At 60.7% G+C, this 14,501-nt stretch carries 12 protein-coding genes and 1 pseudogene; 7 read left to right on the top strand and 6 right to left on the bottom strand.

All coding sequences use genetic code 11. The features are described 5' to 3' along the window. The first annotated feature begins 9 nt into the window (after nt 1–9). The 3 genes from BDD18_RS20175 to BDD18_RS20165 all read left to right on the top strand — a co-directional run bounded on the left by BDD18_RS20175 (nt 10) and on the right by BDD18_RS20165 (nt 5,158). Entirely contained in the window at nt 10–3,165 is a 3,156-nt protein-coding gene (locus BDD18_RS20175; protein ID WP_066691835.1) for an efflux RND transporter permease subunit, read from the top strand. Beyond that, on the top strand, nt 3,158–4,564 hold the full coding sequence (locus BDD18_RS20170) for an efflux transporter outer membrane subunit (protein ID WP_142085471.1): 1,407 nt from the start codon (nt 3,158–3,160) through the stop codon (nt 4,562–4,564). Before BDD18_RS20175 ends, BDD18_RS20170 begins: the two co-directional genes overlap by 8 nt. A 78-nt stretch (nt 4,565–4,642) precedes the next feature. Next, nucleotides 4,643–5,158 (top strand): c-type cytochrome, encoded by a 516-nt coding sequence (locus BDD18_RS20165; protein ID WP_066691840.1) that lies wholly within the window; start codon nt 4,643–4,645, stop codon nt 5,156–5,158. A 152-nt stretch (nt 5,159–5,310) separates the two neighbouring features. Here BDD18_RS20165 and BDD18_RS20160 read toward each other — a convergent pair whose 3' ends face one another. The 3 genes from BDD18_RS20160 to BDD18_RS20150 all read right to left on the bottom strand — a co-directional run bounded on the left by BDD18_RS20160 (nt 5,311) and on the right by BDD18_RS20150 (nt 8,083). Then, a complete protein-coding gene (locus BDD18_RS20160; RefSeq protein ID WP_142085469.1) occupies nt 5,311–5,838 on the bottom strand; it encodes a DUF2946 family protein in 528 nt (175 codons plus the stop codon). A 16-nt stretch (nt 5,839–5,854) separates the two neighbouring features. Then, nucleotides 5,855–6,850: a YheT family hydrolase gene (locus tag BDD18_RS20155; RefSeq protein ID WP_142085467.1), complete on the bottom strand. Its 996-nt coding sequence runs from the start codon at nt 6,848–6,850 to the stop codon at nt 5,855–5,857. Between the two features lie 153 nt (nt 6,851–7,003). Then, nucleotides 7,004–8,083 (bottom strand): IS630 family transposase, encoded by a 1,080-nt coding sequence (locus tag BDD18_RS20150; RefSeq protein WP_005801445.1) that lies wholly within the window; start codon nt 8,081–8,083, stop codon nt 7,004–7,006. Nucleotides 8,084–8,226: 143 nt separating this feature from the next. On the opposite strand from BDD18_RS20150, the pseudogene BDD18_RS22615 reads away from it, so the two are divergent. The 3 genes and pseudogenes from BDD18_RS22615 to BDD18_RS20130 all read left to right on the top strand — a co-directional run. Further along, a pseudogene (locus tag BDD18_RS22615) lies at nt 8,227–8,433 on the top strand (transposase); the annotation flags it as partial. Between the two features lie 78 nt (nt 8,434–8,511). After that, a complete protein-coding gene (locus BDD18_RS20140) occupies nt 8,512–9,600 on the top strand; it encodes an IS5 family transposase (RefSeq protein WP_142083224.1) in 1,089 nt (362 codons plus the stop codon). Nucleotides 9,601–9,820: 220 nt separating this feature from the next. Further along, nucleotides 9,821–10,306, top strand: coding sequence for an IS5 family transposase (locus tag BDD18_RS20130; RefSeq protein ID WP_142081353.1), 486 nt, complete (start codon nt 9,821–9,823; stop codon nt 10,304–10,306). 71 nt (nt 10,307–10,377) lie between these two features. On the opposite strand, the gene BDD18_RS20125 is transcribed toward BDD18_RS20130, so the two are convergent. Further along, a complete protein-coding gene (locus tag BDD18_RS20125) occupies nt 10,378–10,827 on the bottom strand; it encodes a YybH family protein (RefSeq protein ID WP_066695586.1) in 450 nt (149 codons plus the stop codon). Nucleotides 10,828–11,217: 390 nt separating this feature from the next. Between BDD18_RS20125 and BDD18_RS20120 the strand changes: the two genes are divergently transcribed. Continuing rightward, on the top strand, nt 11,218–12,525 hold the full coding sequence (locus BDD18_RS20120) for an IS4 family transposase (RefSeq protein WP_142085465.1): 1,308 nt from the start codon (nt 11,218–11,220) through the stop codon (nt 12,523–12,525). 55 nt (nt 12,526–12,580) lie between these two features. On the opposite strand, the gene BDD18_RS20115 is transcribed toward BDD18_RS20120, so the two are convergent. Both BDD18_RS20115 and atpD read right to left on the bottom strand, forming a co-directional pair. Continuing rightward, a complete protein-coding gene (locus tag BDD18_RS20115; protein ID WP_066698696.1) occupies nt 12,581–12,997 on the bottom strand; it encodes a F0F1 ATP synthase subunit epsilon in 417 nt (138 codons plus the stop codon). A gap of 75 nt (nt 12,998–13,072) precedes the next feature. Further along, nucleotides 13,073–14,479: a F0F1 ATP synthase subunit beta gene (gene atpD, locus BDD18_RS20110; protein WP_044397381.1), complete on the bottom strand. Its 1,407-nt coding sequence runs from the start codon at nt 14,477–14,479 to the stop codon at nt 13,073–13,075. Nucleotides 14,480–14,501 lie beyond the last annotated feature (22 nt).

Here is a 14,501-nt window from a genome sequence, read left to right as displayed (position 1 = left end):
GGCATACACATGGCCAAGTTTTTTATTGACCGCCCCATCTTCGCGTGGGTGATTGCACTGTTCATCATGGTGCTGGGGGGCGTTGCCATCACGCAGCTGCCCATCTCGCAATATCCCCCGGTTGCACCGCCTTCGATCGTTATCAATGCGTCTTACCCGGGCGCTTCTGCGCAAACGCTGGAGGACAGCGTTCTTTCCGTGATCGAGCGTGAAATGAACGGGTCACCAGGGCTCATCTACATGGAGTCTGTGGCCCAGGCCGATGGTTCTGGGAGCATCACCCTGAGCTTCCAACCCGGAACCAACGCCGACTTGGCGCAAGTGGACGTGCAAAACCGCCTGTCGCGCGCGTCTCCGCGGTTGCCTTCTACCGTCACGCAACAAGGCGTGCGCGTGGACAAGTCGCGGTCCAATTTCTTGCTGTTCACGATGCTTTCGTCCAGCAACCCCGAAACCGATACCGTCGCGCTGGGTGACTATGCTTCCCGCAACGTGGTGCCAGAGTTGCAGCGACTGAAAGGCATTGGGCAAGCGCAACTCTTCGGTACCGAGCGTGCCATGCGGATCTGGATCGATCCCGCAAAGATGCTGAGCTTCAACATCTCCACCGCGGAGATCACGGCCGCCATCCGGGCGCAGAACGCGCAGGTTGCCAGCGGCACCATCGGTGATCTGCCCAACCTGTCTGGCCAGGGCATCTCAGCAACCGTGGTCGTTAGCGGGCAGCTGTCTACCGTCGAGCAATTCTCCAACATCATTCTTCGGGCCAACGCCGATGGCTCCACCGTTCGTCTCAAGGATGTGGCGCGCGTGGAGTTGGGCGGCCAAGCCTACGCTACCGCGGCTCGACTGAACGGGAAACCCGCCGTGGGTATCGGCGTCCAACTGTCGCCCAGTGGGAACGCGCTGGAGGCCGCAAAAGCAGTCCGCACCAAGATGGACGAGCTCTCGCGCTACTTCCCAGAAGGCATGAGCTGGAGCATTCCTTACGACAGTTCTCGCTTCGTGGATATCTCTATCACCCAGGTGGCCAAGACGCTGCTTGAAGCCGTCGCCCTGGTGTTCCTGGTGATGTTCCTGTTCCTGCAGAACTGGCGCTATACCGTCATCCCCACCATTGTGGTCCCCATCGCCTTGCTGGGTACCTTCGCCACCTTGCTGGCTCTGGGCTTCTCGATCAACGTGCTCACCATGTTCGGCATGGTGCTGGTGATCGGTATCGTCGTGGACGATGCCATCGTCGTGGTGGAAAACGTCGAACGCATCATGAGCGAGGAAGGGCTGTCCCCGCTGGACGCCACGCGCAAAGCCATGCGCCAGATCTCAGGCGCCATCATCGGCGTGACCGTGGTGCTGATCTCGGTGTTCGTCCCACTGGCCTTCTTTGCGGGCTCCACAGGCAACATCTATCGGCAGTTCTCGGCCGTGATGGTGGCCTCCATCGGGTTCTCGGCATTCATGGCGCTGTCGCTCACGCCGGCCCTTTGTGCCACGCTGCTCAAACCTGTCGAAGCAGGCCATCACCACGAAAAGAGCGGCTTTTTTGGCTGGTTCAATCGCAGCTTCGCCTCTGGCGCCAAGCGCTATGAAGGCTGGGTGGCCCGCATGCTCAAGCGTGCGGTTCGCTACCTTGTGATCTACGCAGCCATCGTGGGTGCTGTGGCCGTGGTCTACATGCGCCTGCCCACGTCTTTCCTGCCCAGCGAAGACCAGGGCAACATCATCGTGAACGTGCAGCTCCCGCCCGGCGCCACGCAAGAGCGAACGCTGGCTGTGATGGAACAGGTGGAGCAATTCATCCTGAAGCAGCCCGAAGTGCAAAGCATGGTGGGCGTTCTGGGCTTCAGCTTCTCCGGCCAGGGACAGAACGCCGCGTTGGCCTTCGTGACACTCAAGGACTGGAGTGAACGCCATGGCCCTGGCCAGTCTGCACAAGAGGTCGCAGGCCGCGCGTTTGGCGGCTTGTCCGGCATTCGCGATGCATTCATCTTTCCCTTGAGCCCACCCCCCATCCCGGAGTTGGGTAATGCCAGCGGCTTCACCTTCCGACTGCAAGACCGCAGCGGCGCAGGCCATGAGGCACTTGTCAATGCACGCAACCAGTTGCTGGGCATGGCCTCGCAGAGCAAGGTGTTGACGCAGGTGCGGCCAGACGGGCTGGAGGATGCCCCGCAACTGCAAATCGACATCGACCGCGACAAGGCCAACGCACTGGGCGTCACCTTCGATGCGATCAACTCGACGCTGTCCACTGCTTTGGGCTCCAGCTATGTCAACGACTTCCCCAACCAAGGGCGCCTGCAGCGCGTGGTGGTGCAAGCCGATGCACCCGCGCGCATGCAGCCGGACGACTTGCTGAAACTCAACGCCAGCAATACCCAAGGCAAGCCTGTGCCACTGTCGGCCTTCGCCTCCACCAAGTGGGTCAAGGGTGCCCAGCAAACGGTGCGCTACAACGGTTATCCGGCCATGCGCATCTCGGGCAGCCCTGCCCCCGGATACAGCACTGGCGCGGCCATGGCTGAAATGGAGAAGCTGGCTGGCCAACTGCCGGCAGGGTTTGGCTTCGAGTGGACCGGACAGTCGCGCGAAGAAAAACTGGCAGGCTCACAGTCGCTGATTCTCTATAGCTTCGCGATCCTGGCCGTGTTCCTCTGCCTGGCGGCCCTGTACGAAAGCTGGTCCATACCGCTGGCGGTGATCTTGGTGGTGCCACTCGGTGTGCTGGGTGTTCTGCTGGCCACCCTCATGCGCGGCTATGCCAATGACGTTTATTTCCAGGTGGGCCTGATCACGATCATCGGCTTGTCGGCAAAGAACGCCATTTTGATCATCGAATTCGCGAAAGACCTGCAGGCACAGGGCAAGGGGCTCATCGAGTCTGCCCTGGAAGCCGCTCATCTGCGTTTCCGTCCCATCATCATGACCTCGATGGCATTCGGTCTGGGTGTCGTGCCCCTGGCCATCGCCAGCGGCGCGGGCTCCGCCAGCCAGCGCGCCATCGGCACCGGTGTGCTGGGTGGCATGGTCACGGGCACTGTACTGGCAGTGTTTTTTGTTCCGGTGTTCTTCGTGGTGGTGCGTAGCCTGTTCAAAGGCAGCGCACGCCAGCAGGAGATGAACCGCCGCCACGCAGAAGAAGCCGGAATTGGAAACCATGACTAAGAAAATCACGCCTCTCGCTTTGGCCCTGGTCACCCTGCTGACGGGGTGCTCCATGATCCCGACGTACGAGCGCCCCGCCGCGCCCGTACCCACCGGCTTCCCCAACGTGACCGCTTCGGAAAGGCATTCCACGCTGCCATCATGGCGTACCTACTTTGCCGAACCACGGCTGCAGCAGTTGATTGAGCTAGCGCTGAACAACAACCGCGACCTGCGCATTGCCAGCCTCAACGTAGAGCAAGCGCGAGCCCAGTTCCAGGTACGTCGTGCTGCGCAATATCCAGCCGTGGGACTGGCGGCCAACGCCTCTCGCGCACCTGCGTCCGGCACAGGCAACATCACCAACAACTTCAGCGTTGGGTTGGCTGTGACGGCGTGGGAGCTGGACTTCTTCGGCAGGGTGGCCAGCTTGAAGGAACAGGCGCTTGCGCAGTACCTGGCTACCGAAGAAGGCCGCAATGCGGCCCAGGTCAGCCTGATCAGCTCCGTCGCCAACGGGTGGCTGAACTTGCTGGCCGACGAGGAATTGCTGGAACTGTCTCGACGCACTCTGGCTACCCGCGAAGAGTCGGTTCGCCTGACCAAACTGCGGCTGGATTCTGGTGCTGCGTCCGAGCTCGACTACCGGCAGGCCGAATCTTTGGCGCAAGCTGCGCGGACCACGCTGGCCCAGCAGCAGCGCCAGCGGGCACTGGATGAAAATGCGCTGGCGTTGCTTCTGGGGCAGCCCTTGCCCGAAGACATCCGCGCCACCCTGGGACGCAGTGACCTGAACGCAGCGCCAGTCATCCAGGCCGTACCTGCGGGCCTCCCCTCCGATCTGCTCGTGCAGCGTCCTGACATCCGCCAGGCAGAGCAACAGCTGATCGCCGCCAATGCCAACATTGGTGCAGCGCGGGCCGCTTTCTTTCCACGCATTTCACTGACAGCCCAAGCCGGAACGACGAGTGGAGAACTGTCCGGTCTGTTCAAGAACGGCTCCTGGGGCTTCACCCTCGCGCCCTCACTGTTGCTGCCATTGTTTGATGCGGGCGCCAATCAGGCCAATCTGGAGAGCGCACAGGCCTCTCGCAGCGTAGCCGTTGCCCAGTATGAAAAAGCCATCCAGACAGCGTTCAGAGAAGTGGCGGACGCGCTCGCCAGCCAAAGCTCGCTCACAGAGCAGTTGGAGGCGCAGCGCAAGCAAGCCGAAGCGGAATCCATCCGCTTCAAGCTGGCAGATCTGCGCTACCAGAATGGCGTGGCCAGCTACCTCGACTTGCTGGATGCGCAACGGTCTCTGTTCAGCACCCAGCAGGGCGTGGTGCAAGTTCGGTTGAGCCAGTTGCAAAACCAGGTGTCGTTATTCAAGGCACTCGGCGGCGGCTGGACCGACGAGACATCAAGCGCCAAGCCTTGATGGGGGACAAAGTTCCGCAGCCTGTAGATATAATTTAAGGTTGATTTCATCAAAGCCCCCGAAACTCCAGAGGACGTCATGAGCGACAACCACCACGAAGAAGCGCATACAGGCCCGATCAAGACCCCTAAGCAACTACTCGTGGCGGGATTCCTCTCGTTCGTGGTGCCGATCTTTGCCATCATCGGCCTGGTGCTGTATGTCTCGTCCAGCAACAAGCCCGCACCGGGCGCGTCCAACCCTGAAAAGGCCTTGGCTGAGCGCATCCAGAAAGTAGGCATGGTGGAAGTGCGCGACGCCAACCGCCCCCTGCGTGCAGGCGAAGAGGTTTACAAGGGCCAATGTGCCGCTTGCCACGCCACGGGCGCTGCAGGCGCACCCAAGCTGGCAGACGCGGCAGCCTGGGCCCCGCGCATCAAGACTGGTTTTGAAGCGCTGGTGCAATCCGCACTCAAGGGCAAGGGTGCCATGGCGCCGCAAGGCGGTGGTGATTTCAACGACACAGAAATTGCACGTGCCGTGGCTTACATGGGCAATGCAGCCGGTGCCAAGTTCGAGGAACCCGCTGCGCCTGCTGCTGCAGAGGCCAAGTGATCAAGGCGAGCCAAATCTATTGATCAAAAAAGCCGGTGCATTGCACCGGCTTTTTTATTGGCGCATGCCGAACACGCCACGGCCAGCCATTTTTCTAAAGACACATCACGATCAGCAGCCAGCGTCAGATCTCTGCGCGCAGCTTCTGGAACTTAACGTCGCTGCGACCTCGCAGGGCTGCGAACAAAACCGTACTGCGCGGGCAAGTCGGCAGACACCACATCACGGGGCACCCAGACTCCTTGCTCTACCGCTTCCGCAGCCACCACCATATCCTGCGAGTGCACCAAACCGAGTCCTTGGGGCGAAGCTATGTACAAACGCCCCTCTTCGTCCAAAAGACATTCCCCCGCACTGGTCTGCAAGCCGGTATGGGACTGCAGGCGGTAGTCCGGCAAAACCTGCCAGACCCACGGAGTGCACTCCAACTCGACGTACACCCGCTGCGGCCCGTTCTGAAAGAACCATCGCCCCTCGTCGTCACTTTCGTAATTGCGGCCGATGAAATCAATGAGTTTTTCGTGACGCAGCCACGAACCACGGCTTTGCGGAAAATCTCCAGCGGCCTGCGCGGCGTCGTCGCGCATGAACCAGCGCCCTCGCGCATCCAGCCCCAGCCATCCGTAGCAATCCGGTACGTTTGGCCATTTGGCCAATGCTTGCTTGACGATGTCATCCATGAGCGAATTGTGCCTTTCATCCGGGCAGTTGCGCTGTCAGCCAAGCGCTCACAGCATCTGGCATCGCACGCACATGCCCGGGCCACGGGCCTTGCGCAAAACCTACATGACCACCGTGCCTAGGTTGCCACAGCGTCACGCATGGCCCCACCTCCCCGGCCCGGGGCAGGCTGCTTGCAGGCACAAACGGATCATTGAGCGCATTCACCACCAAGGCGGGCACCCGAATGTGGGAGAGAAGTGGCTTGGAAGAGGCGCGATGCCAATAGTCTTCGGTATTGCGAAAGCCATGCACCGGCGCGGTGAACACGTTGTCAAAAGCGTAGAGATCACGCGCGGCCAGGAGCGCGTCCCTGTCAAAAAGACCCGGGTGTTGTTCCCATTTACGCAATGCCTTGGGGACCATGGTTCGCAGAAACATGCGGGTGTAGATCTGGCGATTGAAGCCGCGACCTATGGCGTGGCCACCTGCCGCCAGGTCCAGGGGCGAGCAAATCGCCGCCACGGCCTTCACATGACTCGATGCGTCTGAACCAGCCTCCGCAGCCCAGCGCAGCAAAGCATTGCCGCCCAGCGATACGCCAGCAGCAATCACCGGCCCAGGATGGCGAGCACGGAGCTGGGCCAGTATCCAGGCAATCTCTTCGTAATCGCCTGAATGATAGGCACGCGGGGCATGGTTGAGCTCACCGCTGCAGCCACGAAAGTGGGGCAAAGCACACGCCCAACCCCGCTCCTGGGCCACTTCAGCAAATGCCTGACAGTAGTGGCTGCGTGAAGAGCCCTCCAGCCCGTGAAACACCACCAGCATCGGAATCTCGGCAGAGTGCGCAGCGGGTGGGCAATCTTCGCCACCCGCCAAGAAATCCACGTCAATGAAATCAGCGTCGGGCGTTGTCCAGCGTTCACGCCGAAAAGCCGGAGCAGGGCCATGCGTGCGTCGCGAAAACACCGCAGGCCAGATGGTTTGCATCTGACCTCCAGGGAGCCACCAAGGCGCTACATATTTCATAGCTGCTAGCGCTTATTCAACGGGTGTTAGAACCACTTTTTAGGCTCTTCTAGCGAATAGTAGTGATGGAAATCGCCGCACGTCTGTAAACGACGATTTCGACGTACGACATTTATCGAGTGCATCACTAGTGTGGTGTCTCAAAAGTAAGCATCAAATAATGGTACTCGCTGCCCGCGCCACAGATGCCAAGATGGTGTCCGCACTTTTATGCCACACGAACGGCTTGGGATCCTCGTTGTGACGATCAATGTATTCCCGTATGGATTGCTCCAGCTGAGCAACGCTGGTGTGGGCGCTGCGCTTGATCCACTGCTCGCTGATCTGGCTAAAGAAACGCTCGACCAGATTGAGCCAGGACGCTGAGGTGGGCGTGAAGTGAACGTGGTAGCGAGGATGGGCTGCTAGCCAGGCCCGCACTGCCTGCGTCTTGTGCGTGCCGTAGTTGTCCATGATCAGGTGGATGTCTTGTTCGCCAGGCACCGCTGCATCGATGGCTTTGAGGAACTGCAGGAATTCCACACTGCGGTGACGGCGCTTGAGCTGTCCTATGACTTTGCCAGTGGCCACATCCAGCGCTGCAAACAGCGACGTTGTGCCATGGCGCTTGTAATCGTGCGTGCGCGTGCTGGGTTTGCCAAACGTCAGTGGTAACCCTGGTTGGGTGCGATCCAGAGCCTGGATCTGGCTCTTCTCGTCCACGCACAGCACCAAGGCGCGATCGGGTGGTGCCATATACAGCCCCACCACATCCCGTACCTTGTCCACGAAATGGGGATCCGTCGATAGCTTGAAGGTTTCTTGCAGGTGCGGCTTCAGCCCAAAGGCATGCCAGATGCGCTGCACCGTCGCGGGCGATACGCCAGCGTGCCGACTCATCTGGCGCACGCTCCAGTGCGTGGCGTTGTCAGGCTTGCTCTGGCGAACCTTGTCCACAATGAGCTGAACCTGCTCGTCGCCCACACTGCGCGGGCGGCCAGCGCGCGGGGCATCGGTCAAACCCGCCAGACGATACGCCCGGTAGCGCCGCCGCCACTTGGAGACAGTTTGCACCGTCGTGCCCAAGCGTTGGGCAATCATGGTGCCTGACTCCCCATCTGCGCAGCCCAGCACGATTCGCATGCGCAGCTTCTCGTCCTCGGGCGCTTTGCGTACGCGCAGTCGCGCATGCAGCTCTGCGCGCTCGGCATCGGTGATCTGCAGCTTCGTGGCGGGGCGTCCAGGGTGGGCCATCAGCGTAGTCTCCTATAAGGAAGCTGATTCGACCAACACCGGTCAAAATAGTTCTATCTATTTTTGAGACACCACACTAGCATTCGCTAGGGGCTGTTGAGAATCAAGCACAACGGCTCGGAGGGCTGTGATGCAATAGGCGCATGAGCATTCGATGGGTACTGACAGACGAGCAATGGGCCAAGATGGAGCCTCAATGCCTTGGCAAGCCAAGTGATCCTGGACGCAGCGGCACAGACAACCGCCGCTTCGTTGAGGCAGTGCTGTGGATTGCCCGCACAGGCAGCCCCTGGCGAGACCTGCCGCCAGAGTTCGGCAAGTGGAACACGGTGTTCAAACGCTTTAGCAGGCCGTTGAAAAATCCCCCGCCGACGCTGGCGTCGGCCAGTACGATCTGAAGCCATCGGCGAACAACCCAGACGAGGACGATGAGAGGCAACCAAGACTTCCAGGGGGCGATGTTCAGCTACATCAGCCTTGAAGAGCGCGTGCCGCAGACACACCCGCTGCGCAAACTGCGCGCCGCAGTCGATGCGCTGCTGGCGACGATGAACCGCGAGTTCGACGCGGTGTACGCCCGCCGGGGCCGCCCCTCGGTGCCGCCGGAGATGCTGCTCAAGGCCCTGCTGCTGCAGATCCTGTTCTCCATCCGCAGCGAGCGCCAGTTGGTCGAAGCGGTCAACTACAACCTGCTGTACCGCTGGTTCGTGGGCCTGAACATCGAGGACAAGGTCTGGGACCACTCCACCTTCAGCGCCAACCGCGAGCGGCTCTTCAACGAAGACTTGGCCCGCGCCTTTTTCGAGCGGGTCAAGCACACCGCCGATTGGGCGAAGTTGACCAGCGACGAACACTTCAGCGTGGACGGCACGCTGATCGAGGCCTGGGCCTCGCACAAAAGTTTCAAGCGCCGGGACGACGACCAAACCCCGACTGAGGGGCGCAATCCCGAGGTGGACTTCAAAGGACAGCAGCGCTGCAACGACACCCACGCCAGTACCACGGACGCCGATGCCCGCCTGTTCAAGAAGAGCCAGGGCGACAAGTCCCGCCTGTGCCACATGGGCCACATCCTGATGGAAAACCGCAACGGGTTGATCGTGGACGTGGAGATCACCCATGCCAGCGGCACCGCCGAGCGCGAGGCGGCGCTGGCCATGTTGAAGCGTCGGGACAACAAGAACAAGCGGGCTACGGTCGGGGCCGACAAGGGCTACGACAGCAAGGCCTTCATCAAGGGCTGCCGAAAGCTCAAGGTCACGCCGCACGTGGCGGCCAAGGACAAGCACTCGGCGGTGGATGCCCGGATCACCCGACACGAGGGCTACAAGACCAGTCAGAAGGTGCGCAAGCGCATTGAGGAGGCCTTTGGCTGGATCAAGACCGTGGGTGGTCTGGCCAAGACCAAGCTCATCGGTCAGGCCAAGCTCACGGGTCAGGCGCTGCTGTGCTTTGCCACCTACAACCTGGTGCGCATGGGCAGCATCGGCGGCTGGTGGGACGCGCATCATGCGTGAGCCCGGGGATACGTGCGCCCGAAATGGGCGAGATGGCCTGCAAACAGGCCAGATTGGCCGGTGCAATCGCTGCGCAGACGCGTCTGGGCCACTCGTTTCTTCGAAAACAGTGTCCCTGATGCGTTCGATGCCCACTTTTTCAACGGCCTGTTAGAGACTGGGTTAAGGCCGATGTGTTCCAACGTCTGTTCGATGCAGTGAGCGAGCAGCCGGACATGGAATATGCGATGGTGGATGCCACGATTGTGAAAGTGCATCGGCACGGCCAGGGGGCAAAAGGGGGACTTCGGGCCAGGCCATAGGCCACTCGAGGGGCGGCATGACCACGAAGATACTGGCGCTGACGGATGCATTGGGCAATCTGGTGAAGTTCGTCTTGATGCCAGGGCAGCGCCACGATACCAAAGGGGTCAGAGAGCTGATTGCCGATGTGCGCTTTGATGCCTTGCTTGCCGACAAGGCCTTCGATGTGAATTGGCTGATCCAGGAGTTGGGTAAGCGCGGGGCGCAGGTGGTGATCTCACAGATGCCCCGCAGGAGAGCGCCACTGGAGATTGACCTGGAGGTCTACAAATGGCGCCACTTGATCGAGAACTTCTTTTGCAAGCTCAAGGAGTTCAAACGTATCGCAATGCGCAGCGACAAGACGGATAGCAGCTTCGCAGCGATGATCTATCTCGCAGCTGGGGTTATCAACTCCCGTTGATTCTCAACGCGCCCTAGAAGAGCCACTTTTTATTCAAACCCCAAAACCATCAGCAGCCCGCGCCTCACCGCTCAATGCAGCAACTGCGAAGTTTCAGTACCGGAGATACCCTCCGGCGAGCCGCCTGTGCTGGCATGGTGAGCCACCAGGCGCCATCCCTCCAACGTGCGGTGGTAGACATTGGTGGCGATCAGAAAGGCTGCGTGCAGCCCATCAGGCAACATGATTTCCACCCGCTCGGCCACGTTGTGCACGGCACTGGACACCGACTGCACACGGTGGACCTGAGAAATCGTCACCCGGATGCTGCCCTGCGCAAACATTCCCTCAAACGCGGCGCGGATTGCGGCGGCCCCCATCAAGCGGGAACCGCCAGGATGCACACATACGATTTCGTCATCCTCTGCCCAGCAAGACATCAGCAGGTCTACATCCCCCTTTTGCAGGGCTTCATAGAACATGGCTTCCGTCTCATCGGGCGAGCCACCGTGGGGCGAGACAGGTAGTTTGGTACGTGGCATGAGGCGGTCGTCCAGATAGAGGATGAGTTGACCTGTTCAGAGCGGCAGAACTTTGGCAAGCAAGGCACCCAAGGGCGGCAGACGTCTTGATGCCCCGGGCGGCCCATTCGGCGTGCGCAAGCTGCGAGGGCCCGGCGAATGCTGCACGATTCAGATGCGCCCCAAGTCATCTCGAAGACAGCCCTTATTGTGGCGGCAACTGAGCGGTCTTCAGACCTCCGCCCGCTCATGGCAGCACTCGTCTTTCCTATCAAGACCATCATTGCAAGGGTCTGAAGGAAATTCAGACCAAAAAAAACCCGGCAGGGGCCCAATGCCAGTCAGTTAAGCCCGCAGGCGGCTTGATCCAGTAAAAAGGGGACGTGTTCAACACGTTCCCTTTTTTGCTTGATGAGCCTGCTTGCAAACGCCTTGCGCCAGACCCTGCCCCGAGTACCTGATCGCCTCGAGCAGCTCAGCGCGTTGATAGACCCTGCCTGGATCGCGCAGGCGCTGGGGACCAGCGGCAAGGCCTCCATCCGCCGGCGCAAGCTGCCTGCCGAACATGCCGTGTGGCTTGTGATCGGTTTGGCGCTGTTTCGCGACCGGCCACTGTGGCAGGTGGTGCAGCAGCTGGATTTGAGTCTGGATGGACAAGCGTTGCCCGCACCGAGTGTCAGCGTGCAAGCCCGCCAGCGCCTGGGCGAGGAGCCTCTGGCCGAGCTATTCGCTCTACTGACCCAAGCCTGGAGCCGTCCTGCGGTGAATGTGCGCCAGCCACTGCGCGTACTGGCTGTGGATGGTGTGGTCTGGTCGGCGCCGGACACCCCTGAGAATCGAGTCGAACTGGGCAGCTGCAGCAACCAGCATGGCCTCTCGCCCTGGCCGCAGATCCGCGCCACTTGCCTGATGGACACACACAGCCACGAAATGCTTGATGCCAAGCTCGGCGCCACGGACTGCGGCGAATTGAGCCTGGCAGCGCAGTTGCGCGGCGAGGATCACTCGGTGACCCTGTTTGACCGAGCGTACTTCTCGGCAGCGTTCTTGTTGGACTGGCAGGCTGCGGGTACGCAGCGCCACTGGTTGATGCGCGCGCGGGACAATCTGCGCCATGAGATCGTCCAGCAACTGGCGTGCGGCGATGCGCTGATCCGCATGCCGGTGTCCCCACAAGCGCGCAAGGCACACCCGCATCTGCCCAGCCACTGGCAGGCACGCCTGATCGAGGTGAGCGTGGGTGGACGGCTGCGCCGCTTCATCACATCCTTGCTGTGTCCCCGCACGCATCCGGCGCAGGAGCTGGCCGAGCTCTACCACCAGCGCTGGGAGATCGAGTTGGGGTTCCGGGAGATCAAGCAGACCCTGCAGGAGGGTGAGCCGGTGCTGCGCAGCAAGCAGCCCGCGCTGGTGCGCCAGGAGCTGTGGGGCGTGCTGATCGCCTACACGCTGCTGCGCCGCTGGATGCGCGAGATGGCAGCGCACGTCCAGGTCGAGCCCCAGCGCATCAGCTTCCACACAGCCAGCTACGCCATCGTGAACTTACTGGCGGTCCCCAGCCTGGACTCTGCCGGCACCTTGCCCAAGCAGTTGGCAGCCCTGTTGGCGCAATCGCGACACTTCGTGCTGCCGCCACGCCGCACTGGGCGCAGCTTCCCAAGGGTCGTCAAAAAACGCGCTTCCAAATTCCCAACGAAAAAAATGCCAGTCAGCTCTTAACTGACTGGCATTGGGCAGGGGCCGGGTTTTTTGAGTAAGGCTCCGCGGCGCGAAGTTACTTCTTCTGGCGGTACTTGCGCAGAGCAGCAATCTGGGCAGCCATCACAGCCAGTTCTGACTGGGCCTTGGCCAAATCGAGATCGCTCTTGGCGTTCTTGAGCGCTTCTTCGGCAGCTGCCTTGGCGGCATTTGCCTTTTCATCGTCCAGATCCTTGCCGCGGATGGCGGTGTCAGACAGAACCGTCACGCAGTTGGGCTGAACTTCCAGAATGCCACCGGCCACGAAAACAAACTCTTCGTTGCCGTCTGCCATTTCGATGCGCACCGAACCGGGTTTGATGCGGGTGATCAGCGGGGTATGGCGGGGGTAAATGCCCAACTCGCCAGCTTCACCAGGCAAAGCGACAAAACGCGCTTCACCCGAGAAGATGGACTCTTCGGCGCTGACCACATCAACGTGGATAGTGTTCATCATTGCTCCTAGGAAAAGGTGGGGGCTTGACTGCTACAGGGGGCTGAACAAATCAGTTGCTCAGCCCTCGGGCAATCAGGCAACCTTCTTGGCCTTTTCGAAGGCTTCGTCGATGGTACCGACCATGTAGAACGCTTGTTCTGGCAGGTGATCGCATTCGCCGTTCACAATCATCTTGAAACCACGGATGGTTTCCGACAGTGGAACGTACTTGCCAGGCGAGCCCGTGAACACTTCAGCCACGTGGAAAGGCTGCGACAGGAAACGCTGGATCTTCCGAGCGCGGGCCACGGCCAGCTTGTCTTCCGGAGCCAGTTCGTCCATGCCCAGAATGGCGATGATGTCGCGCAGTTCCTTGTAGCGCTGCAGGGTACCCTGCACAGCACGGGCCGTCGCGTAGTGGTCTTCGCCCACCACGTTAGGGTCCAGCTGACGGCTGGTGGAGTCCAGAGGATCCACGGCAGGGTAGATACCCAGCGAAGCGATGTCACGGGACAACACCACGGTGGAGTCCAAGTGAGCGAACGTCGTGGCAGGCGATGGGTCGGTCAAGTCATCCGCTGGCACGTACACTGCCTGGATGGAAGTGATCGAACCGACCTTGGTGGACGTAATACGCTCTTGCAGGCGGCCCATTTCTTCGGCCAGCGTAGGCTGGTAGCCCACGGCGGAAGGCATACGGCCCAGCAGAGCGGACACTTCGGTACCGGCCAGCGTATAGCGGTAGATGTTGTCCACGAAGAACAGCACGTCACGGCCTTCGTCACGGAAAGATTCCGCAATGGTCAGACCTGTCAGGGCCACGCGCAGACGGTTGCCTGGGGGCTCGTTCATCTGACCGTACACCATGGCCACCTTGGAGTCTTCGAGCTTCTCCAGGTTCACCACGCCGGAATCGGCCATTTCGTGATAGAAGTCGTTCCCTTCGCGGGTACGCTCACCCACACCAGCGAACACCGACAGACCGCTGTGGGCCTTGGCGATGTTGTTGATGAGTTCCATCATGTTCACGGTCTTGCCCACACCGGCGCCACCGAACAGACCCACCTTACCGCCCTTGGCGAACGGGCAGACCAAGTCGATCACCTTGATGCCGGTTTCCAGCAGTTCCTGCGATGGCGACAGTTCGTCGTACGCAGGAGCCTTGCGGTGAATGGAAGCCGTCAGTTCCTGACCCACAGGACCACGCTCGTCGATGGGCGTGCCCAGCACGTCCATGATGCGGCCCAGGGTGGCCTTGCCCACGGGCACTGTGATGGGGTTGCCAGTGTTGGTCACCATCAGGCCACGGCGCAGTCCGTCGGATGAACCCAGGGCAATGGTACGCACCACGCCGTCGCCCAGCTGTTGCTGAACTTCCAGCGTCAGAGCCGAACCTTCCAGCTTCAGAGCATCGTAAATCTTGGGCATCTGGTCGCGTGGGAACTCAACGTCCACCACAGCGCCGATACATTGAACAATCTTGCCTTGCACTTGAGCCATTTTTCGCTCCAATAATGTTGTA

This window comes from Acidovorax temperans (genome assembly GCF_006716905.1).
GTDB classification, from domain to species: Bacteria; Pseudomonadota; Gammaproteobacteria; order Burkholderiales; family Burkholderiaceae_C; genus Acidovorax; species Acidovorax temperans.
The sequence above is the reverse complement of the archived record's forward strand: the minus strand, read 5'-3'. Positions and strand labels throughout refer to the sequence as shown.